At 64.7% G+C, this 22,056-nt stretch carries 18 protein-coding genes and 2 riboswitches; of the genes, 13 read left to right on the top strand and 5 right to left on the bottom strand.

Translation table 11 applies throughout. The features are described 5' to 3' along the window. Positions 1-142 precede the first annotated feature (142 nt). From cobJ to cobG, 4 genes are all read right to left on the bottom strand, one after another. Positions 143-1,804 carry a precorrin-3B C(17)-methyltransferase gene (gene cobJ, locus ACIN8IBEIGE_RS06390; RefSeq protein WP_160013916.1) on the bottom strand — a complete coding sequence of 554 codons (1,662 nt, stop codon included), beginning with the start codon at positions 1,802-1,804 and terminating at the stop codon, positions 143-145. Positions 1,805-1,975: 171 nt separating this feature from the next. After that, positions 1,976-2,728 (bottom strand): precorrin-2 C(20)-methyltransferase, encoded by a 753-nt coding sequence (locus tag ACIN8IBEIGE_RS06385; protein WP_160013915.1) that lies wholly within the window; start codon positions 2,726-2,728, stop codon positions 1,976-1,978. After that, positions 2,725-3,351, bottom strand: coding sequence for a precorrin-8X methylmutase (locus tag ACIN8IBEIGE_RS06380; RefSeq protein ID WP_160013914.1), 627 nt, complete (start codon positions 3,349-3,351; stop codon positions 2,725-2,727). Before ACIN8IBEIGE_RS06380 ends, ACIN8IBEIGE_RS06385 begins: the two co-directional genes overlap by 4 nt. Continuing rightward, positions 3,344-4,687, bottom strand: coding sequence for a precorrin-3B synthase (gene cobG / locus ACIN8IBEIGE_RS06375; protein WP_256665046.1), 1,344 nt, complete (start codon positions 4,685-4,687; stop codon positions 3,344-3,346). The genes ACIN8IBEIGE_RS06380 and cobG overlap by 8 nt, the downstream gene beginning before the upstream one ends. 94 nt (positions 4,688-4,781) lie before the next feature. Further along, positions 4,782-4,983: riboswitch (cobalamin riboswitch) on the bottom strand. Between the two features lie 69 nt (positions 4,984-5,052). Here cobG and cbiE point away from each other — a divergent pair. From cbiE to ACIN8IBEIGE_RS06315, 12 genes are all read left to right on the top strand, one after another. Next, a complete protein-coding gene (cbiE, locus tag ACIN8IBEIGE_RS06370) occupies positions 5,053-6,255 on the top strand; it encodes a precorrin-6y C5,15-methyltransferase (decarboxylating) subunit CbiE (protein ID WP_160013913.1) in 1,203 nt (400 codons plus the stop codon). Continuing rightward, on the top strand, positions 6,252-6,971 hold the full coding sequence (locus ACIN8IBEIGE_RS06365; protein WP_160013912.1) for a cobalt-precorrin-6A reductase: 720 nt from the start codon (positions 6,252-6,254) through the stop codon (positions 6,969-6,971). Before cbiE ends, ACIN8IBEIGE_RS06365 begins: the two co-directional genes overlap by 4 nt. Positions 6,972-7,049: 78 nt before the next feature. Next, entirely contained in the window at positions 7,050-7,766 is a 717-nt protein-coding gene (locus ACIN8IBEIGE_RS06360; protein ID WP_160013911.1) for a ferredoxin, read from the top strand. 62 nt (positions 7,767-7,828) lie between these two features. Further along, positions 7,829-8,034, top strand: a riboswitch (cobalamin riboswitch). Positions 8,035-8,331: 297 nt separating this feature from the next. Next, complete coding sequence (locus ACIN8IBEIGE_RS06355; RefSeq protein ID WP_160013910.1) at positions 8,332-10,443, top strand: TonB-dependent siderophore receptor; 2,112 nt, start codon at positions 8,332-8,334, stop codon at positions 10,441-10,443. Continuing rightward, the gene (locus ACIN8IBEIGE_RS06350) at positions 10,443-11,210 is read left to right on the top strand and encodes an ABC transporter ATP-binding protein (protein ID WP_160013909.1); all 768 of its coding nucleotides are present in this window, start codon (positions 10,443-10,445) and stop codon (positions 11,208-11,210) included. The genes ACIN8IBEIGE_RS06355 and ACIN8IBEIGE_RS06350 overlap by 1 nt, the downstream gene beginning before the upstream one ends. Before the next feature lie 122 nt (positions 11,211-11,332). Continuing rightward, complete coding sequence (locus tag ACIN8IBEIGE_RS06345; RefSeq protein ID WP_160013908.1) at positions 11,333-12,322, top strand: ABC transporter substrate-binding protein; 990 nt, start codon at positions 11,333-11,335, stop codon at positions 12,320-12,322. Continuing rightward, a complete protein-coding gene (locus tag ACIN8IBEIGE_RS06340; protein WP_160013907.1) occupies positions 12,319-13,338 on the top strand; it encodes an iron ABC transporter permease in 1,020 nt (339 codons plus the stop codon). Before ACIN8IBEIGE_RS06345 ends, ACIN8IBEIGE_RS06340 begins: the two co-directional genes overlap by 4 nt. 117 nt (positions 13,339-13,455) lie before the next feature. Then, positions 13,456-13,713, top strand: coding sequence for a hypothetical protein (locus tag ACIN8IBEIGE_RS06335; protein WP_160013906.1), 258 nt, complete (start codon positions 13,456-13,458; stop codon positions 13,711-13,713). Positions 13,714-13,768: 55 nt separating this feature from the next. Beyond that, complete coding sequence (locus ACIN8IBEIGE_RS06330) at positions 13,769-14,614, top strand: DUF692 domain-containing protein (RefSeq protein ID WP_160013905.1); 846 nt, start codon at positions 13,769-13,771, stop codon at positions 14,612-14,614. After that, positions 14,605-15,393 (top strand): DUF2063 domain-containing protein, encoded by a 789-nt coding sequence (locus tag ACIN8IBEIGE_RS06325; protein WP_160013904.1) that lies wholly within the window; start codon positions 14,605-14,607, stop codon positions 15,391-15,393. The genes ACIN8IBEIGE_RS06330 and ACIN8IBEIGE_RS06325 overlap by 10 nt, the downstream gene beginning before the upstream one ends. A 54-nt stretch (positions 15,394-15,447) precedes the next feature. Next, positions 15,448-17,202 (top strand): ATP-binding protein, encoded by a 1,755-nt coding sequence (locus ACIN8IBEIGE_RS06320; RefSeq protein ID WP_160013903.1) that lies wholly within the window; start codon positions 15,448-15,450, stop codon positions 17,200-17,202. A 117-nt stretch (positions 17,203-17,319) separates the two neighbouring features. Continuing rightward, entirely contained in the window at positions 17,320-18,672 is a 1,353-nt protein-coding gene (locus ACIN8IBEIGE_RS06315; RefSeq protein WP_160013902.1) for a sigma-54 dependent transcriptional regulator, read from the top strand. A gap of 3 nt (positions 18,673-18,675) precedes the next feature. On the opposite strand, the gene ACIN8IBEIGE_RS06310 is transcribed toward ACIN8IBEIGE_RS06315, so the two are convergent. Further along, positions 18,676-20,367: an amidohydrolase gene (locus ACIN8IBEIGE_RS06310; RefSeq protein WP_160013901.1), complete on the bottom strand. Its 1,692-nt coding sequence runs from the start codon at positions 20,365-20,367 to the stop codon at positions 18,676-18,678. A gap of 600 nt (positions 20,368-20,967) precedes the next feature. Between ACIN8IBEIGE_RS06310 and ACIN8IBEIGE_RS06305 the strand changes: the two genes are divergently transcribed. Continuing rightward, positions 20,968-21,921 (top strand): TAXI family TRAP transporter solute-binding subunit, encoded by a 954-nt coding sequence (locus tag ACIN8IBEIGE_RS06305; protein WP_160013900.1) that lies wholly within the window; start codon positions 20,968-20,970, stop codon positions 21,919-21,921. Positions 21,922-22,056 lie beyond the last annotated feature (135 nt).

The following is a 22,056-nucleotide window of genomic DNA, read 5'->3' as shown; positions in this document are numbered from 1 at the left end:
AGGTAACCCGAGCCTGATGCGTCCGGGGCAAATAAACAGTGATGGTTACCTTAGTGACTCATCGTCAAACAAGACAAGTTATGCCTGGCTGGGCTGTCGATTAATCGTCTTTTTGCAGGCGTGCCGAGGCAGTGGTTCCGGCCTATATCTGTGGATAACTTCGTGGCGTATACATCCACTCGCCACCGTCTGCACGCGGGAAGCGGCAGGTTTGGCTGGAGCCGATGATGACCAGAGTGCGCATATCGACCATCTCTGGCGTCAGTTCGCCGAGGGTGAGAGTACGCAGGGTTTCGCCGGGGCGGCCGATATCGCGGCCGAGTACCACCAGGGTGTCCGGGGTGCGTTGCTGGCGGATGATTTCCAGGGCAGCGCCGAGCTGCCAGGGGCGGGCCTTGGATATGGGGTTGTAGAAGGCCATCACCAGGTCGGCGGCGGCGGCGTGGGCCAGGCGCTTTTCGATAATCGCCCAGGGCTTGAGGTTGTCCGACAGGGAGATCAGGCAGAAGTCGTGGCCCAGCGGCGCGCCGGCCTTGGCGGCGGTGGCCAGCGCGGCGGACACGCCGGGAAATACCTGTAGATAGACCCGTTGCCATTCGGCGTCGCCCGACTCGTGCAGAGCTTCCAGCACGGCGGCGGCCATGGCGAACACGCCAGGGTCGCCGGACGACACCACCACCACGCGTCGGCCGCTGGCGGCCAGCTCAAAGGCATGGCGGGCGCGCTGCATTTCTTCGCGGTTATCGGTGCAGTGGCGCATCTGCTCCGGGCGCAGTGGGCCGGCCATATTGATATAGGTTTCGTAGCCGAGCAGGTCCTGCGCTTCATCCAGCGCCTGGCGCGCGGCGGGCACCATAAATTCGGCGGCACCGGGTCCTAGGCCGATCACGGTCAGGCGGCCACGGGGGCGGCCGAGCTGGCTGGCGTCGATGGGCGCTGCGGCCAGCAGCAGACGCAGATTGGCGTGCTGGCTGTGTAGCGGCGGCAATTGCGTAGCGTCGTCGATAAAGCGCAGCGGTAGGTTGAGCTGCGTGGCGGCGGCGTGCAGTTCGGCGTTGGCCATCAGCTCTGGCGCGGCCAGCAGGCAGGCCAGGCTTTGCGCGGCCAGGTTGCTGGCATGCAGCGCCTGCTGCAGCTCGCTAAGCAAATCGGCGCTGGCGCGTTCGACCCACACGGCTACTTGTTGCGGGTGAATCAATAGCTCATCGGCGTTGGCTGTGCGGCTGTGCGGGCTGATCCGAATCACCCGCTCGGCGCTGCTATCCACCGGCAGCTTGGCCTGGGCCAGCCAGGGCGCGTCGCCTTCGATGCGCACGGCCTGGCCGCCGAGCAGGTCGCTGACAAAGCCTTTGCCGTGCTCAAGATCGGCCAGCACATAGCCGGCCGGCGGCTCCAGCAGGCAGGTGCCGAAGCGCAGCTCGCCGCTGGTGGTGATCGCCGCGCTGACCTCTAGGTGTGCCGCAACTTCGCGCGCCATACGGTTGACCCCGCCCAGCCCGCCGAGCAGCGGCACTACGGCGCTGCCATCTTCGGCCACGGCCAGCACCGGTGGTTCGCGGTCCTTCTCGCCGAGCACGGCAGCCAGGCTGCGGATGACGATGCCGGCGGCGCACAGCACGATCAGCGGCGTACCGGCGCGGTAGAGCGTGCGCAGGGTATCGCCGAAGTCTGTGTAGGTTTGCTCGACGTCCGCCACCCGGCCACTCAAACCATGGATCACGGCCTGTGGATAAAGGCCCTGGATGCGTCGTGCGCAAGGCAAGGCGGAGGGGCCGAGGATGATGATGGCGGGGGCGGCGGTCATAAGTTGTTCCGTGATTGGCGTAGGAGCGGCCTTGGCCGCGATCAGTCCTGTAGCCCGGATGTAATCCGGGGAACCGCGATTCTTGGGTGTGTGGGTAGGGTGGATGACGCTTTTTTCATCCACCAATCGCGGTTGGTGGATGGGTGAAGCGTCATCCACCCTACGACCGTTTTAACCGCGCCATTTCTCTCCGGGAATCACGATCATCGAGAAGTACGGCGAGGACATCGGTTCCACCTCATCCAGCGGCACGATGCGTTGGTTGCCCATGGTCGCGCGTTCGACGTAGTGGGCGCGCTGGTCGATGCCCAGCTCCTGCAGCACACGGCGGACCTTGTCGAAGTTGCGCCCCAGCTTCATCACCACGGCGGCCTCTGCATCTTTCAAGCGCTGCTTAAGCTCGGCTTCGGGCAGCACGCCGGAGAGCACGCTCAAGGATTGGTTGCGGTACACCAACGGGGTGCCGAGCACCGAGGCGCAGCCGAGCATGGAGCACACGCCGGGCACCACTTCCACGTCGTAACGGTCGGCCAGGCGGTCGTGCAGGTACATATAGGAACCGTAGAAAAACGGGTCGCCTTCGCAGATCACCGCCACGTCCTGGCCGGCGTCGAGCCGGGCGGCGATCTGCACCGCGCAGGTGTCGTAGAAGTCGCTGATCACATCTTCATAGCTCAGCGGCGCGGCGAGCTTTTCCGTGGTCACCGGGTACACCAGCGGCAGGCGCTGCTGAGTGTCGGTCAGGTGCTGCTCGATAATGCCGAAGGCGTTGCCGCCCTGGCCCTTGTTGGCTTTGGCCTTGGCCACAAAGTAGCCGACCACCGCCGCCGATTGCAGCAGACGCAGGGCCTTGAGGGTGATCAGCTCCGGGTCGCCGGGGCCGACGCCGAGGCCGAGCAGGCGGCCTTTTTGCACACTCATCACTCCACCTCCGTGGCCAGGGCGTTGACCGCCGCCACCGCCATAGCGCTGCCGCCGCGACGGCCGCGCACGATTACATAGGGCACGCCACGGCTGTCTGCGGCCAGGGCGTCCTTGGATTCCGCCGCGCCGATAAAGCCCACCGGCATGCCGATAATCAGCGCCGGTTTCGGTGCGCCGGCGTCGAGCATTTCCAGCAGATAGAACAGCGCGGTGGGCGCGTTGCCGATCACCACCACGCTGCCTTGCAGATGCTCACGCCAATGTTCCAAGGCGACTGCCGAGCGGGTATTGCCCAGTGCGCGGGCCTGCTCAATCACGCCATCGTTATGCAGGGTGCAGATCACCGGGTTATTCGCGGCCAGGCGTGGACGGGTGATGCCTTCGGCGACCATCCGCGCATCGCAGAGAATCGCCGCACCCTTGGCCAGGGCGGCGCGGCCGGCAGCACCGGCGCCGGGGGAGAAGTGCAGATCCTGCACCACATCGACCATGCCGCAGGCGTGGATAACCCGTACAGCGAGCTTTTCCAGATCAGCCGGAATGCTGCTGAGATCGGCCTCGGCACGGATGGTGGCGAAGGACTGACGGTAGATTTCCTGGCCGTCGCGGATGTACTCAAGCATCGCTGTTTCCTGTTGCGCAGTGGGCGGCGAACCAGTCGCCGGCCTCGTCGATAGTCATGGCGCTGGCCAGCAGTTGGCCGAAACCGGCCACCTTTGGCGTGCGTTGATAGAGCTGGTAATGCCCGGTGCTGCTGGCCAGCAGGGTAAAGGGCGCGGTATGCGCGGCGGCGCAGGAACGTGGGCAGGCGCTGATATGCAGCTGTGGCCGCGCCGTGCTGGTGCGCAGGTGTTCGGCCAGGCGTAGGGCATCGGCCTTGCTGTCGGCCAGGCCCTTGGCGCAGGCGCTGGAGCCGGTGCAGGCGATCAGATGGCTTAAGGGTTCCTGCGCATCGGTGAGCAGGCCCAGTTCGGCCAGCTTGTGCAGCAACTTGTCTGCCGATGGCTCGGGGATATTCGGCAGCAGCAGGCCCTGCCAGGGCGTCAGGCGCAAGCTGGCATTGCCATGGTGCTCGGCCAGTTCGGCCAGGGCTTTGAGTTGCGCGGCGTCGATCCGGCCCAGACGCGCGGCGGCGGCGACCATGCACAGGCCGGCATGCTGCTGTGGATAAATGCCCATCGGCGCGCGTTGACTAACCAGCGCGCGTCGCCAATCGGTCGGCGGCGCTTGCACGGTAAAGGGCAGGTGCGTTTGCAGCTGTTGCAGCAGCTGGCTGGCTGGAACCACGCTTAGCAGCTGGCGCATCCGGTTGTGTTTGCTGCCAGCCCGCTGGAGAAACAACATCAGCAGTTGTTCCACCAGCTGCACGGCTTGCTTAGCGTCGACCACGCCCAGCGGCTGGTCACCCGGGCAACCGGCCAGGCCAAAGGCCAGTCGGACTGGCGAGCCGGGCAGGGCACTAAGCCAGATATCGTGGGGGTGTTCGAGCATGGCCAGGGCTTCGCCGCCGTCCAACTGCAGGGCGAACTTGGCTGACAGCCGATGCAGTTCCGGGGTGTTTTGCAGCAGGTCGAGCAGCGCGGTGGCCAGCGGGCGGGTATCGAACAGGGCGTGCGGATCGATGCCGGCAGCGGGGCTTATCAGCAGATTGCGCACATCGTCGGCAGCCGGGTTACTCGGGCCGAGGCCGGCAGCCAGCAGGCGCTCGATCAATTCGACCTGCTGACCAGCCAATACGCCACGAATCTGCAGATTGCTGCGGTTGGTCAGCTCCAGCAGACCGCTGGCGCAGCGCTCGGCCGCCTCGGCGATGGCCCTAGCCTGTTGGCTGTTAAGCACGCCGCCGGCCAGCTTGACCCGGCAGATGCCGCCGTCCAGCGCCGGAACGATACGCAGCAGACCGGGGCACGCAGACGGGCGTGGGGCGGGCAGATCAAAGGTGGCAGCAAGGTCGCGCAAAAAGGATCACCAGCACAAAGACGCGGCGACCGAACCAGCGAAATCCACCCACAGGGGATTTCATGGCATCGGTACACCCCGCCCGATGTTGGCACTCGCGACCAGCGTCGTCGGCAGGTCTCCTGGCTGACAGGTCATCATCTGCTGCGGCCTTCCCGGTTTCCCAGTGGCGCAGTTGCGGCAGACTCGCTGTTTACAGTTGCGGGGGCAGCTCGGTCACGATCAGCGGATCGCTCCGGATTCCCTCTTAGGCCCTATGCACAGTGGCGGTGGGCACCGACGAAGGCTGTATTATGCCCGCTTTGCGCGCAGGCACGACAGCCAGCTGGTCGGGCGACGCGCTAATGACGGTTTGAGGAAAGCGCATGACGGCCTGGTTAACCCTGGTAGGCATTGGTGAAGACGGCTATGCCGGCCTGGGTGAGGCGGCGCGCCGGGCGCTGGGCGAGGCGCAATGGATTGTTGGCAGCCCACGGCAGCTGGCGCTGTTGCCCAGCGATCTGGCGGGGCAGCACGAACTCTGGCCCAGCCCCTTTAGCCTGGAGCCGGTGCTGGCGCGGCGCGGGATGCCGGTGTGCGTGCTGGCCAGCGGTGACCCGTTGTTCTACGGGGTTGGCGCAAGCCTGGCGCGGCAGCTGCCGGCTGAGGAGTTGCGGGTGTTTTCCGCACCGTCTTCGGTGTCGCTGGCCGCCGCCCGTATGGGCTGGCCGTTGCAGGACGTGACCGTGCTGTCGCTGGTGGCGCGGCCGTTGGCGGCGCTGCAAGCGCAGCTTTTCCCCTGCGCGCGGTTGCTGCTGTTAAGCAATGACGGCGACAGCCCGGCGGCCGTTGCTGAGCTGCTGCGTGAACGCGGTTTTGGCCCCAGCCGGCTGACCGTGCTGGAGCATCTGGGCGGCGATCAGGAGCGACGCATCGACGGTCTGGCTAGCGACTGGGCGCTACCGCTCGCCGCCGATCTTAATCTGCTGGCGGTTGAGTGCGTGGCGGGTGCCGATGCGCGCTTGCTGCCGCTGACTCCGGGTTTGCCGGACGAGGCCTATCGGCACGACGGCCAGCTGACCAAGCACGACGTGCGCGCCATCACCCTGGCGCGCCTGGCGCCGCAACCGGGCGAACTGCTCTGGGATGTCGGCGCCGGCTGTGGCTCCATCGGCATCGAGTGGATGCGCGCGCACACCAGCTGCCGAGCGCTTGCCATCGAGGCCGATGCCGGCCGTCAGGCGCATATCCAGCACAACCGTGATGCCCTCGGCGTGCCCGGCCTGCAACTGGTCGCTGGCCGTGCGCCCGAAGCACTGAGCGGACTGGCTGCGCCCGATGCGATCTTTATCGGCGGCGGGGTGACTATCCCCCGCGTGCTGGAGCAGTGCTGGGCCAGCCTGAAACCAGGCGGGCGGCTGGTGGCCAATGCCGTGACCCTGCAAAGCGAGGCGGCGCTGGTGGCCTGGCGCGAGCAGGTGGGCGGCGAGCTGACCCGCATCAGCGTGGCTCAGGCGCAGCCGTTGGGCGGTTTCGACACCTGGCGCAGCGCCTTGCCGATCACCCTGCTGGCGGTGCGCAAGCCGTGAGCCCGCGCATCCTGCTGCTCGGCGGTACCACGGAGGCGTTGCGTCTGGCGCGCCGTTTAAGTCCAGAAGCTATCTACAGCCTGGCCGGGCTGGGCCGAGTGCCGGATGACTTGCCCTGTCAGGTGCGCGTCGGCGGCTTTGGCGGGGCGGAAGGCTTGGCGACGTTTATCCGCGAACAGGGCGTCGAACTGCTGCTCGATTTGACTCACCCCTATGCCGCGCAGATCAGCGCTAATGCCGCCTGCGCCGCCGAGCTCAGCGGGGTTGCCTGCTGGGCGCTGCGCCGCCCCGGTTGGCAGGCCGGCGAGGGCGATGACTGGCGCGAGGTGGATGACTGGGCCGGGCTGATCGAAGCGCTGGTGCCGTTTCGCCGTCCGCTGTTGACCCTTGGCCGCGAGCCGCTGGAGCATCTGCATGAGATTCCCCTGCATCAGCACTGGACCGTGCGCTGCCTGACGGCGCAGCAGGCTGTGCCGCGTGCCGAGATTATCGGTGCACGCGGGCCGTTCGCGCTGGACGAGGAGCGCGCGCTATTCGCCCGCCTGGGCACCGATGTGCTGGTCAGCAAAAACAGCGGCAGCCAGTCCACTGAGCCGAAACTGCAGGTGGCGCGGGAGTTGGGTTTGCCGGTATTGCTGCTGCGCCGGCCCGAGTTGCCGAGCGTCGAGCGCGAGTTTGCCAGCCTTGAAGCACTGGCTGAGGCGCTGCAGTTGTAGGGCGAGTTGGCCGCCGAGCGGTTGCCCCCCAAGGCAAAAAATCCCCTGTTAGACTGCCGCCCCGTTTTGGAGGCCCCCATGACCACGCCCGTTTCCCCTTACGCCCGCATTCTGTTTGTCGGCCCTGACCTTGCCGAGGGCTCGTTTGCCGAGCTGCTGCGCCGCCGTCTGGCTGAGCTTCGCGGGGAAGCGGCGCTGGCCGATATTGTCGATACCAGCGCAGGCTATTCGCCGCTCTGGCAGCGCGTGGCCGAGGGCGAGCGGCCGCTGCTGGTGATCGATCTGGAGCCGCAGAGCAGCAGCCCGCACCTCGATTGGCTGCGCAGTGAACTAAGCCGGCAGGCCAATCCTGAGCAGCTGTTTGTCGTCAGTGCCATTGGCCAGGCCGACGGCTTGCCGGTGGAGGTCGCCTGCGCACTGATCGAACGCCCCGAGCTGCACCTGCCCTGTGTCGGTGTGGCCGCCGTGCCGGGGCATCACGCCTGGTCGCAGATTCCGCCGCATGCTCAGCGCCTGCTGCTGTGCAACGGCCCGCGCTGCACCCGGCGCGGTGCGCTGGACCTGTGGAAAACCCTGCGTCAGCGTCTCAAGGCTGCCGGCAAGCTGGAGTGCGAGGGCGGGGTGCATATCACCCGCACGCAGTGTCAGTTTCCCTGTGATCTGGGCCCGACGGCCAGCCTCTATCCGGCCGGCGAGTGGTTCCGTGTGCGTGATGAGGCCGAGCTGATCCGTCTGGTCGATGAGCGCCTGGTGGCCGGCCGTCCAGTGCCTGAGCTGCGCATTGATCAGGGCTGAAAAGACCACTGTAGAGCCTTTCGGTAACAGCTAAAAACTTGACGCGGATCAGCCTGAATGGTCATATCCGCGCCGTTTCAGGTGTCTCACGCCGCCGTGCGTGAGGTTAAACGGGAAGTCGGTGCGCCCTTTGGGCCAGTCCGACGCTGCCCCCGCAACGGTAAGCGAGCGACGTCATCACGATGCCACTGTGCAGTTTTTGCATGGGAAGGCGATGACGTCATGACCCTCGTAAGCCCGGAGACCGGCCTGATTCTTAGAACCTGTCTACGATCTGCTGCGCGTCGGCCCTGCTGCGTTAAAAACAGGCTCGGAATGCTCATGTACAAAAGTACACTCCGCTTCCTTGCCTCTTTTTGCCTTGCATTGCTCTAGCTCGCGGAATCGTAAACAGGTTCTTAGGGATTTTGGCCGCTGCGTTGATCACGCCGCGGCTACCCCAACTGTTTGGCAACCCGCGGTGGGCGGGCGTTGACGCCGATCGTGGGTGCCTGTGCGCCCGTGTTTTGCTGTTGCGCGTTTCCATCGGGATTGCCGTGCCTTTTCCCTTTGCGATGGAAGCATCATGGCGCGCTATCCCCTGTCTCAACTCTCTGTTTCCCTTGCCCTGTTCCTGGCCGGTACGGCTGTGGCGGGCGAATCTCCGGTCAATCTGCCGGCCACGACCGTGCAGGCCAAGGTTGCTGCGGAGGGCGAAAGCGATCTGCATACGCCCACCAGCAGCGGCTCGCGCCTGGGCCTGACGGCTCTGCAAACCCCGGCCAGCACCAGCAGCCTGAGCGGCGCGCAGGTGCGCGGGCGCAACAACCTCAGCGTACAGGACGCGGTCACCCGCACCCCCGGCATCAGCAGCATCGGCAGCCCCGGCAATGGCGGCACCGCGCTGTCGGCGCGTGGCTTTACCGGGCACAGCGCGACCATGCAGCTGTACGACGGCACCCGCCAGTATGTCGGGGCCGGCACCGTGACCTTCCCGGTCGACACCTGGTCGGTGGAGCGCGTTGACGTGCTGCGTGGCCCGGCCTCGGTGCTCTACGGTGAAGGCGCGACTGGCGCGGTGATCAACGTGGTGCCGAAAAAGCCCTTTGCCGGTGCCATCAGCAACCAGCTGCGCCTCGGCTACGGCAGCGATGACCGCCGGCAGGCCGCACTGGACAGCGGCGGCTCGCTGACCGATACGCTGAGCTACCGCCTCAACCTCAATCAGCAGGCCAGCAATGGCTGGGTCGATGACGGCGAGTCGCAGAGCCAGGCGCTCAGCGCCGCCCTGCGCTGGGATGCCAGCGATGCGCTGAGCTTTACCCTGTTCCATGATCAGGGCGATCAGGACCCGCAGCGCTACCTGGGCACGCCGCTGGTCGCCGGCCACTACCGCGAGAGCCTGCGCGAGCGCAATTACAACGTCGATAACGCCGAGGTTCGCTACAACGACCAGATCACCCGACTGGTCAGCGACTGGCGGATCAATGACGCCCTGACCGCCAGTAACCAGCTCTACTACATCAAGACCCAGCGCTACTGGCGCAATGCCGAGTCCTACCGCTGGCAGCCGGGCGATCAGGTCAAGCGCAGCGACTTCTACGAGATCAAGCACACCCAGGAGCAGGTCGGCGATCGCCAGACCTTCACCCTGGAACACGCCCTGTTCGGCCTGGATAGTCGCACCGTGGTGGGCGTGGATTACAACCGCATCCACTTCGCCCGTCAGCACGATTTTTCCAGCAGCTTCACTGACAGCGTGCCGCTTGCCGGCAGCGGTGGCGGCCAGTATCAGAGCACCGATCCGCTGGGTTATGGCCCGCGCGAGCGCAACCTGGCGCGGCAGTTCTCGCTGTTCGCAGAGAACCGCACCCAGCTGACCGACCGCCTGTCGCTGGTCAGCGGTGTGCGCCGCGATCAGGTGCATATCCAGCGCGACAACCTGCTCACCGACAGCAGTGCCGACCGCAGCCTGACGGGCGATAACTGGCGCGCCGGGGTGGTCTTCGAGGTTACGCCCGAGCTGTCGCTGTACGGCCAGTACGCCACCAGCACCGAGGGCGTGAGCAACCTGCTGACGCTCAATCCGACGCAGCAGCAGTTCGACCTGAGCGAGGCCAAGCAGACCGAGATCGGCCTCAAGCAGGCGTTCTGGAATGGCCAGGGCGAATGGACGCTGGCCGCTTACCATATCGTCAAGGAGAAGCTGCTCAGCCGTGCCACCCCGACCGCGCCGACCGAGCAGATCGGCCAGCAGTCATCCGATGGTCTGGAAGCCACTCTGGAACTGGCGCTGGGGCAGGGTTGGCAAGTGTCGGCCAACGCCGCGTTGGTGCGTGCCGAGTACGACGACTTCCGCGAGGCCGGTGGTGACCGCAGCGGCAATCGGCCGACCAACGTGCCACGGCGCACCGCCAACCTGTGGTTGAGCAAGGCGCTGAGCGAGCAGGTGCAGGCCGGTATCGGCGCGCGTTATGTCGATGCGCGCTACGCCGACACGGCGAACACTGTGACGTTGCCGAGCTACACCGTGGTCGATGCCAATATCGGCTGGCAGGTGCAGGCGGACGTGCGCCTGGGCCTGGAGCTGAACAACCTGTTCGACCGCCAGTACGCCACCACCGGCAGCAGCGATGGCCAGCAGTGGTACCTGGGCGCGCCGCGTTCGTTGTTCGTCACTGCCGATTACCGTTTCTGATGCCGCGCTTGCAGATCAGCGAGCTGGCCTGGTCGCCCAACGGCGAGCAGGCCTTGCTCGACGGCATCGAGCTGGCGGTGGGCGATGGTCAGCTGGTCGGTCTGCTCGGTCCCAATGGCAGCGGCAAGACCAGCCTGCTGCGCTGCGCCTACCGCTTTCAGCGGCCTGATCAGGGCCGTGTCGAGCTGGACGGCGAAGCGCTGTGGAGCCGTTCGCCGCGCTGGTGCGCGCAGCGGGTGGCAGTGGTGCTGCAGGAGTTTCCCCAGGACTTCGGCCTCACCGTGGCCGAAGTCGCCGCCATGGGGCGCACGCCGCACAAGGGCCTGTTCGATGGTGATGACCAGGCCGATGTTGCCCTGGTCGAGGAGGCACTGGCGCGGGTGGGTTTGACTGAGCACAAGCGCCAGGCCTTCGCCCATCTCTCCGGCGGCGAGAAGCAGCGCGTGCTGCTGGCTCGCGCGCTGGTGCAGCAACCGACGCTGCTGATCCTTGATGAGCCGACCAATCACCTCGACCCACGCTACCAGCTGGAGCTGCTGCGGCTGATCAAGACCCTTGGCCTGGCGACCCTGGCCAGCTTCCACGATCTCAATTTGGCAGCGGCCTTCTGCGACCGCCTGTATGTGCTCGACCACGGCCGCGTGGTGGCCAGCGGTACCCCGAATGAGGTGCTGACGGAAGCGCTGCTGGCCGAAGTGTATGGCGTGCAGGCGCTGGTCGACCGTCATCCTCTCGCGGGGCACCCGCGTATTACTTGGATAGTTTGATGAATACTGGCGAATACACTGGCTCTACCCTAGAGCAACTTGAGCGGCATAGCGTCTATGAGTCGCGGCTAAAGCCCCTCCCACAAATGTGTGTTGCCGTTGTGGGAGGGGCTTTAGCCGCGATGGGTCAACGCTGGTCGCTGGCGAAGCAAAACGCCGCCCGGCCCCTCCCATATTTACTGCTGGTGCTGGGACTGGTGTTTGCAGCCACCCCGGCGCTGGCCGTCACGGTCACCAGCTGCGACCGTCAGCTGAGCATCGCGCAACCGCCGCAGCGCGCCGTCAGTCAGGACATCAACCTGACCGGCATGCTGCTGGCCCTCGGGCTGAAATCACGAATGGTCGGTTACAGTGGTATCAGCGCCTGGAAAACCCCCAACCCCGAGCTGATGGCGCAGCTGGCCGATTTGCCCGAGCTGGCGGCGCGGCACCCGTCGCTGGAGAACCTGCTCAATGCCGAAGCGGATTTCTTCTTTGCCGGCTGGAACTACGGTATGCGCGTCGGTGGTGAAGTCACCCCGGCCAGCCTGGCGCGATTCGGCATCCCGGTGTACGAGCTGAGCGAGTCCTGCGCCCACGTCATGCCACGTCGGGTGGCCAGCCTGGAGGATGTCTACAACGACCTGCACAACCTCGGCCGCATCTTCGCCGTCGAGCCGCGCGCCGAAGCGCTGGTGCAGGGCATGCAGCAACGGGTGGCGACGGTACGCGCACGTCTGGCCGACAGCGGCCCGGCGCCACGGGTATTTCTCTACGACAGCGGCGAGGAAAGCCCGTTTACCGCCGGCCGCCTGGCCATGCCACAGGCGCTGATCGAGGCCGCTGGCGGGCGCAATGTCATGGATGAGCTGGCCGCGAGCTGGGTGCGGGTCGGTTGGGAAGCGGTGATCAGCAGCGATTCCGAGGTGATTCTGATCGTCGATTACGGCGAGCGCAGCGCGGCGCAGAAGCGTGATTTCCTGCTGCAACACCCGGCCCTGCAGGGGCTGACGGCGATCCGTGAACAACGCTTTGTGGTGCTGCCCTACCTGGCGGTGACGCCGAGTCTGGAAAACGCCGCCGCCATCGAAACCCTGGCCGCCGCGCTGCACCCGCAGGCGTTCGCCCAATGATTCGCAGCCCGCGCGCCTACCGCCTGTTGCTGCTGGTGCTGGCCTTGGCGTTGGCCTTGTCCTGCGCCGCATCCCTGGGTTTTGGTGCCGCACCGGTGCCCTTGCCGCACGTGCTGGAGATCCTCGGCCAGCGCCTGTTTGACCTGCAGCCGGCGCAGGCGGTGAGCCGCGCCCAGGACAGCATCGTCTGGCTGATCCGCGCGCCACGGGTGGTGCTCGGTGCGCTGGTGGGGGCCGGCCTGGCGCTGGTCGGCACGGCGCTGCAGGCGGTGACGCGCAACCCGCTGGCCGATCCGCATCTGCTCGGGGTCAGCTCCGGCGCGGCGCTGGGTGCGGTGATTGTGGTGCTCTATCTGGGTGAATTTGTCGGCCTGCTTAGCCTGCCGCTGGCGGCCTTTGTCGGTGCACTGGTGAGCATGCTGCTGGTGCTGGCGATTGCCAGTCGCGGTGGTCGGCTGGAGAGCGACCGCCTGCTGCTGGCCGGGGTGGCGGTGTCGTTTGTGATGATGGCGGCGAGCAACCTGCTGCTGTTTCTCGGCGATCACCATGCCGCCAGTTCGGTGATCTTCTGGATGCTCGGCGGCCTTGGTCTGGCGCGTTGGGAACTGCTGTGGTTGCCGGCGCTGTGCTTGATGCTGGCCCTGCTGCTGTTGCTCGGTCTGGCGCGGGCGTTGAATGCGCTGATGGCCGGCGAACACAGCGCGGTCAGCCTGGGCCTGGAACCGCGCCGGGTGCGCCTGCTGGTGTTTGTCTGCGCGTCGCTGCTGACCGGGGTGCTGGTGTCGCTAAGCGGTGCCATCGGTTTTGTCGGACTGATCCTGCCGCATGTCGCGCGCTTTCTGGTGGGCGCCGAGCACCGTCGCCTGCTGCCGGTGAGTGCGCTGCTCGGCGCGCTGTTTCTGGTCTGGGTGGATGTCGCCGCGCGCACCCTGATGGCACCGCAGGACCTGCCCATCGGCATCGCCACGGCGGCGATTGGCGGGGTGTTTTTCGTGCTTTTGCTGCGTCGGCGCTGAACGACTAAAGTTTTTTTCAGCGCGGCTGTAACGCCTGTTCGTCTCGTCGCTCTAGTTAAATGCCGGCACACAAACCCCTTTTCGCCCGGCCAACCCAGATCACCCGAGGATACGCACATGACCATGAAATCCACCGCTGCTACTGGTGCCGCCATTGCCTTCGCTGCTGCTGCCATGTTCGCCGGCATGTCCGGCACTGTCGTCGCAGCTGAAGAAGCCAAGGTTCACTGCTACGGCGTCACGTCCTGCAAAGGCCAGAATGACTGCAAGACCGCCGAAAACAGCTGCAAAGGTCAGGCTGTCTGCAAGGGCCACGGCTTCAAGGCCATGACCCAGGCCGAGTGCGATGCTGCTGGCGGTACTGTCGGCGAGTAAGTGAGCCGGGGCAGCCGCGTGCGGTTGCCCCGCATCACCCTGCAAGGAGCCAGCAATGAATGCTCAACGCGGCAATCTGGGCTTTGGCCTGGGCCTGCGCAGCACCTATTACCAAGCCATTCTCGAGCAGCAGCCGGCGATCGACTGGTTTGAGATCGTCTCGGAAAATTACCTGGTAGAGGGTGGTAAAGCCCTCTACTTCCTGGATGCCATCGGCGAGCAGTACCCGCTGGTGATGCATGGTGTGTCGCTATCGATTGGCGGCCCGCATGAGCTGGATCGCGACTACTTGCGCCAGCTCAAACACCTCGCCGCGCGCGTGCAGCCGGCGTGGATCTCCGATCACCTGTGCTGGAGCCAGGGTAATGCCCACCAGTTGCATGACCTGCTGCCGCTGCCCTACACCGAGGAGAGCCTGCAGCATGTGGCCGCGCGGGTGCGCCAGGTGCAGGACGTGATCGAGCGGCCGCTGGTGCTGGAAAACGTCTCCAGTTACCTGCGCTGCGCCGATGATCAGTTCAGCGAATGGCAGTTCCTCGCCGCGCTCAGCGAACTGAGCGGCTGCGAGCTGTTGCTGGACGTCAACAACGTCTACGTCAGCGCACGCAACCATGGGTTCGATGCCTGGGAATTTATCAGCAGCTTGCCCAAGCAGCGTATTCGTCAGCTGCACCTGGCGGGCCACAGCGATTACGGCAGTTACCTGATCGACACCCATGATCAGCCGGTCAGTGATCCGGTCTGGCAGCTCTATCAACGCACCCTGCAGCACCTCGGCCCGGTGTCCACACTGCTGGAGCGCGATGATCATTTCCCCGATCTGGATGTGCTGCTCGACGAGCTGAACACTGCGCGCCGGTTTGCCGCCCAAGCGCTGCAAGGCACACCGCAATGCGCCTGAGTGACTGGCAGGCGCAGGTGCAGGCCTACCTGCTCAATCCCGATGTCCAGCCCAACCCGGCACTGCAGGCCAGTCTGCTGGGCAGCGCGGCGCTGAGTGCCGAACAGGGCCTGGCGATTTACCACAACGCCTACCGCGCGCGCCTGCTGGAAGCCTTGCGTGGTGATTATCCGGCGGTACATGGCTGGCTCGGTGACGAGGAATTCGATGCTCTGGCCCTGGCCTATCTCGATGCGCACCCCTCGCAGCATTTCAGCCTGCGCTGGTTAGGCGCAAAGCTGGCTGACTTTATCGACGACTACCTGATTCCCGCGCAGGCCGCGCCACTCAGTGAGCTGGCACGGCTGGAATGGGCCTTTACCCTGGCCTTTGATGCACCGGAAGGCCAGCCCCTGAGCCTGATGCAGATGGCCGAACTGCCGGCCGAAGCCTGGCCGACCCAGCAGGTCCGTCTGCTGCCGAGTGTGCAGTGGCTGGTGTGCCGGCATAACAGCCTGGCGCTCTGGCGCGCATGCAAGGAGCAGGGTGACTTCCCTGGCAGCCAGCCACTGGTTGCGACAGAGACCTGTGTGGTCTGGCGTGATCAGTTGATTACCCGCTACCGCAGCCTGGCGGCCGATGAAGCTGCGGCATTGCAGGGCATGGCCGTGCACGGCTGGAACTTCGCCGAGTTGTGCGGCGAGCTGGCGCACCTGGGTGAACAGGCGCCGGTGCAGGCGGTAAGCTGGTTGCGTCAGTGGCTGGCGGACGGCCTGCTGCAGCGCTTCTATCCGGCCTGATCGCGGCAGGCGTTTTGCCTTACCATGCCGGCTCCGCCTTGTTGCGAGCCGTGCATGTCTGCCTTTCTGCTGCGTTACCGCGTTGCCCTGATCGTCCTGCTGATTCTCCTCGGCCTGCTGGCGAGCATCTGGCTGGCCGGGCGTTATGCCGAGCAGCGCGCCTGGCAGACTCGCAGCCTGGAGGCGCGCGGGCAGTTGCAGTTGTATGCGCAATCAATTCACACCCTGGTCGAGCGCTTCCGCTCGGTGCCCGAAGTGCTGGCGCTGGACAGCGATATCAAGTCACTGCTGCGCGCACCGACGGACAGCCTGCTGCGCAGCAAACTCAACGAACGCCTGGAGCAACTCAACAGCGCTGCCGGTTCCAACGTGCTGTACCTGCTCAACGATAAAGGCGAAACCCTGGTGGCCAGCAACTGGCGTGACTGGAGCAGTTTTGTCGGCAACAACTACGCCTTTCGCCCATATTTTCAGGATGCTGTGCGTCAGTCCTCCGGGCGTTATTTTGCGGTGGGGGTGACCACCGGCATCCCCGGCTATTTCCTCTCCCACGCGGTGCGTGATGACGACGGCACGGTGCTCGGCGTGCTGGTGGTCAAGTTGGAGCTGGAAGAGCTGCAACGCGAATGGGCCAGCCAGCCCGGCGTGCTGTTGGTGGCCGACAGCTATTCGGTGGTGATCCTCAGCAACCGCCCGGCCTGGCGCTTTCTCGCCCTCGACAGTTTGAGCGAGCAGGTCCGCGCCGAGCTGGTGGAGGTGCGCAAGTACGCCGAGCAGGCGCTGCAGCCGCTGGCCAGCACCCTGCGTCGGCAGATCGACAGCGACAGCCAGTGGCGCCGAGTACAAGGCCCGGATGGCCCGCGCGATTACCTCTGGCAGCGCCAGGCTCTGGGTGACGAAGGCTGGACCCTGCACCTGCTGCACGAGCCGAAAACCCTGCTCGACAGCGTGCGCAGCTACCGCCTGGCCGCCGCCGGGGTGTGGATGACCCTGGCGTTTCTGCTGCTCTACCTGGCCCAGCGGCGCAAGACTCAGCGCTTGCAGGCCGGTATTCGTGAGCGCCTGGAGCTTGAGGTGGCACTGCGCACTGCCGAGTTGCGCGAGGCTCAGGAAGGCCTGGTGCACGCGGCGAAGATGGCGGCGCTGGGGCAGATGTCGGCGGCCATGGCCCATGAAATCAACCAGCCGCTGACCGCCATGCAGATGCAGCTCGGTAGTCTGCGTCTGCTGCTCGATAGCGGTCGCCAGGACGATGTGCGCGAAGGGCTGCAGCGTATCGACGGCCTGCTGCAACGCATTGCCGGGCTCACCGGCCACCTGAAAACCTTTGCCCGCAAAAGTCCGGCCGGCCTGAGCGAGCGTCTGCGCCTAAGCGATGTGCTGGAGCAGGCCCTGCAATTGCTGGCGCCGCGCCTGCGCAGCGAACAGGTGCAGCTGCACAGCGAGATCGACCCGGAGGCGCGGGTGCTGGGCGATGCCATTCGCCTGGAACAGGTGCTGCTCAATTTGCTGAACAACGCCCTGGATGCCATGGCGGACAGCACCGTGCGGCAGTTGCAGATCCGCATCGAGCGCCAGGCCGAACAGTGCCTGCTGAGCATCACTGACAGCGGCGGCGGTATCGCCAGCGAGGCGCTGGAGCATGTGTTCGAGCCGTTCTTTACCACCAAGCCGGTGGGAGCCGGATTGGGCCTCGGCTTGGCGGTGTCCTACGGCATCGTCCGCGAACTGGGCGGCAGCCTGGAGGCGGCCAATGCTGAGCAGGGTGCAATCTTTACCCTGCGCCTGCCCGCTGCGCCGGATGCGTAGGGTGGATGGCGCTGTATCCATCCACCAAGGCTGCCACCGCTGGTGGATGTAAAGAGCGACATCCACCCTACAGATGCACCGTGGCATTACACTGCCGCCGATTGATCAGGAGGTGATATGACCGGGCACGTAATAGTCGTCGATGATGAAGTGGCAATCCGCGAGGCGGTGCAGCAGTGGCTGGAACTGTCCGGCTTCAGCGTGCACAGCTGCGCCACGGCGCAGGCCGCGTTGGCACTGGTCGAGCGTGATTACCCCGGCATCATCATCAGCGATGTGCGCATGCCTGGCACCGATGGCCTGCAGCTGCTCGACAGCGTGCTGGAGCGCGACCGCGACCTGCCGGTGATTCTGATCACCGGGCATGGCGATGTGCCGATGGCGGTGCAGGCACTGCGCCAGGGCGCCTATGACTTTATCGAAAAGCCCTTTACCCCCGAACGCCTGCTCGACAGCGTGCGCCGCGCCCTGGACAAGCGCCGGCTGGTCTGTGAGAACCGCCAGCTGCGTCAGCAGTTCGCCCTCAAGGACCATATCGAAGCGCAGCTGCTGGGCGTGTCAAAGCCGATGGAAACCCTGCGCCGGCAGATCCTCGAACTGGCCGGCACCTCGGTGAATATCCTCCTGCGTGGCGACACCGGCAGCGGCAAGGAGCGGGTTGCGCGCTGCCTGCATGATTTCAGCAACCGTGCCGGCAAGCCGTTTGTCGCGCTGAACTGCGCGGCGATTCCCGAGCACCTGTTCGAGAGCGAGCTGTTCGGCCATGAAAGCGGCGCCTTTACCGGCGCCCAGGGCAAGCGCATCGGCCGTATCGAGCATGCCGACGGCGGCACGCTGTTTCTTGATGAGGTGGAAAGTCTGCCGCTGGCCCAGCAGGTCAAACTGCTGCGTGTGTTGCAGGAGAAGACCCTGGAGCGCTTGGGCTCGAACAAGAGCATTCGGGTCGACTTGCGGGTAATCAGCGCGGTCAAACCAGACCTGCTCGATGAGGTCAAGGCCGGGCGTTTCCGTGAAGACCTCTACTACCGGCTGAACGTCGCCACCCTGCGTATTCCGCCGCTGCGCGAACGCCGTGAAGACATTCCGCTGCTGTTCGAACACTTCGCCAATCAGGCCGCGCAACGCCATGGCCGCGAGATGCCGAGCCTGCCGCCTAGCGAGCTGACTCGGCTGCTGGCGCATGACTGGCCGGGCAACGTGCGTGAGCTGATCAACGCCGCCGAACGGCATGCCCTGGGCCTGAGCGGCGGGGTGGAGAGTGGCGATGGTCTGCCGGTGCAATCGCTGGCCGAACAGATGGAGGCCTTCGAGGCGCAATGCCTGCACCGCGCCCTGCAGCACTGTCAGGGCAATATCGCCGAGGTGATGGCGCTGCTGCAGCTGCCACGCCGCACCCTCAACGAGAAGATGCAGCGCCACGGTCTGCTGCGCAGCAGCTATCGGCCAGCCGGCAGCAATGACGAAGAATAGGGCCTACTCGTCGCTATTCGCGTACTTGCGCTGTCCGGCCAGGTATACCGCCTGCACCTTGATCTGTTGCAGGTCGGTGGTCGCGACCTGGTAGGGGTTCTGGTCGACGATCAGCAGATCGGCCCACTTGCCTGGCTCCAGGCTGCCGGCCTGTGCTTCGATACGTAATTGATAAGCACCGTTGATGGTCATCGCCCGCAGCGCTTGGTGAATATCGATGGCCTCGGCCGCGTTGAGTGTGCGCCCGGAGCTCGTGGTGCGGGCGATCGCTGTTTGCATCAGGCTGAACGGGTTGGCTGGAAACATCGGGCTGTCTGCATGCAGGGTCGGGCGCATGCCCTGCTCGAAGGCGCTGCGCACCGGCAATACCTGCTGCGCCATGCGCGAACCGATGATCGAGTCTTCCAGCGCGTCGCCGTAATACAGAATGTGATTGATGTGGAAGGACGCGCTCACGCCCATTTTGGCCAGCGGTGCAATTCTGTCCGCAGGTAGCTCCACACCATGTTCCAACCGCAACACCGGCAGCTGGCCGGTAAGTGGACCTGCCGTCTTGATCACCTGAGTCACGGCGCGTGCTGAAGCATCGCCCTGGCTGTGGATCGCGACTTGCCAGCCATCTGCCGTGTAGCGCTGAATTTTTGCCTGCATCTCGGCCTGACTGAACATCGCCTCGCCATGGCTGCCCGCAGCGATACCCAGGCTGCTGGCCAGTGGGCTGGCGAGGTAGGGCGAGCTGGTGAACATGCTGCCGGTGTAGGGCGAGCCGTCGTGCCAGAGTTTGACGCCGAGTACACGGAAATAAGGATCGTCGTAATCGGGTTTCTCGGGCAGATATTTCAGTTCATCTTCGACCAGATAAAAGAACTGGCGGATGCGCGGTTGCAGGTTATCCGAGGAGATAAAGCGCGCCATCAGCGGTGGGACGTTGAAGCCCAGTGAAGCGACCGAGGTGAAGCCGTTGGCCACCAGGTTGTCGAGCACGGTTTCATAGCGATCAAGCAGCTTCCAGGGTGATTTAAGGTCGTGCAGAAGCGGCTGTGCGGCACGGTTTTCCGCGATAAAGCCGGTTAGCTCGCCGCTGCTGTCACGCTGGTAGTAGGCGCCATCACCCGGGTCGGGAGTGTTCTTGTCGATGCCGGCCTCGGCAAAGGCGCGGGAGTTGGCCCAGAACGAGTGCAGGGTTTGTGACACCAGTAACACCGGGTTATCCGGGGCGATTTGGTCCAGTGTCTGGCGCATGGGTACGTCCAGGTCCGGAGTGAGGATTGGGTCGATTCCGCCGGCATACACCCAATCACCTTTCTCAGCGTTGGCCACGGCCTGTTTCAGAGCCGCCCAGACATCAGCGTTGTGCGTATGAGTAAAGCCAGAAAGGTCCGCTGCACCGTTAAACACCGCGCTCAGGGTCGGATGCTCATGGGCGGCGATAAAGCCGGGCAATACGCTGCTGCCCTGCAGGTCGATGATCTCGGTACGGGCGGTTTGCAGGGCCAGTATCGTCGTGTCGCTGCCAACGGCTTGGATCACTCCATTACGTACGGCAAGTGCTTCGAGCACCTGGTCCTGCGGGTTGACGGTCAGCACGTTGCCGCCGTGCAGGATCAGGTCCGGGCCATCATCAGCCGAGCAGCCAGTTAACAGCGCACAGAGAACGAAGAGACGACTCAGGTACAGCAGGCCAAACCTGGGCATGGGCGTATTTCCTTGGTCAGCCATGCTGGTTCTTCAGGCATCGGCTGGGGGCTTACTCACGAGTGAGGAGGTTGTGCTCAGCCATCCTAGTGACTTGAGCGTTATCGCTGACCGCGAACCGTGGAAATGGCCAAGAAGGGCGATGATCTGGCAGAAAAGGCCTGTAAACGCGTGAGCACTGCCGTTGAGCAATGGGTATGTGAATCGGCTGTTTTCCGCCTATAGGGTTTTCGGCATTGGCGGATTTTCGCTTGTTACCGCAGTTAGGATTGTCGTACGTTGTGATGAAGCCGCTCTAGCGCGGGCTTTTCTTTCACTGGCACGGCATCTGCTATAGCTCTTGTCAGCCAGGCACTCGATTGCCTCGGCCTCTATAAGAAAGACAAGAGGTGAATCCCATGCACTGCCCCGCAGCATCTGCGCGCCTGTCGCGTCCGCTATCAACTGCCCATCTCTTGTGCGCTCGGCTCAGGCCGCGCGTGAGCCTCTGCTCCTTTTCGCCATTGCGTTAGTCCCGGTGCTGCACCGCCACCTGGGTGGCGCGCAGCGTCTACAGTGAAAACCTCTGCATAAAGCCATAACAACGACGGAGATTCTTCCATGCGAATGACCAAACGATTCAGCCTGTTTGCTGCTGCCGCAGCCTTTACCGCGAGCACCGCGGTACTCGCCGCCCCGACCTTTATCAATATCCTGACCGGCGGCACCAGCGGTGTGTATTACCCGATTGGTGTGGGCCTGTCGCAGCTGTATAGCAACGGCATCGAAGGCTCGAAGACCTCGGTACAAGCGACCAAAGCCTCGGTGGAAAACCTCAACCTGCTGCAAGCCGGTCGTGGTGAGCTGGCGCTGGCGCTGGGTGATTCGGTGGCCGATGCCTGGAATGGCGTGGAAGACGCCGGCTTCAAGGCGCCGCTGAAAAAACTGCGGGCGATTGCCGGCACCTACCCGAACTACATCCAGATCGTCGCCAGCAAGGAATCCGGCATTGCCACCCTGGCTGACCTGAAGGGCAAGCGCATCTCCGTTGGCGCGCCGAAATCCGGCACCGAGCTGAATGCCCGCGCCATCTTCAAGGCCGCTGGCCTGAGCTATGAAGACATGGGCAAGGTGGAGTTTCTGCCGTACGCCGAGTCGGTCGAGCTGATCAAGAACCGTCAGCTGGATGCCACCCTGCAGTCCTCGGGCCTGGGCATGGCGGCGATTCGCGACCTGGCCGCGACCCTGCCGATCACTTTCGTTGCCATCCCGGCGGAGATCACCGCGAAGATCGACAACGCCGCCTACCAGGCTGCCGCGATCCCGGCCGGCACCTACGACGGTCAGGATGCCGATGTACCGACTGTGGCCATCCAGAACATCCTGGTCAGCCATGACGGTGTGTCCGAGGAAGTGGCCTACCAGATGACCAAACTGATGTTCGACAACCTTGAGCGCCTGGGCAACGCCCACTCGGCGGCCAAGGACATCAAGCTGGAAGGCGCGGCCAAAGGTCTGCCGATTCCGCTGCACCCAGGTGCCGAGCGCTTCTACAAGGAAGCCGGCGCACTGTAAGGCTGCTGAAGGGTTGCAGGTGTAGGTTGGCGCTGTGCGCAGCGCCAACCTCTCCGGACACGAGCTAGAGCTGCGAATAAAACCGGCGTGCAGGCCACGGCAGGTTTTGTTGGCGACTCTTGCGCTATCGACGTT

Source organism: Pseudomonas sp. 8BK, assembly GCF_902506475.1.
Classification (GTDB): domain Bacteria; phylum Pseudomonadota; class Gammaproteobacteria; order Pseudomonadales; family Pseudomonadaceae; genus Aquipseudomonas; species Aquipseudomonas anguilliseptica.
Note: the sequence above shows the minus strand (reverse complement) of the source record. Positions and strands in the feature narration are given on the sequence as shown.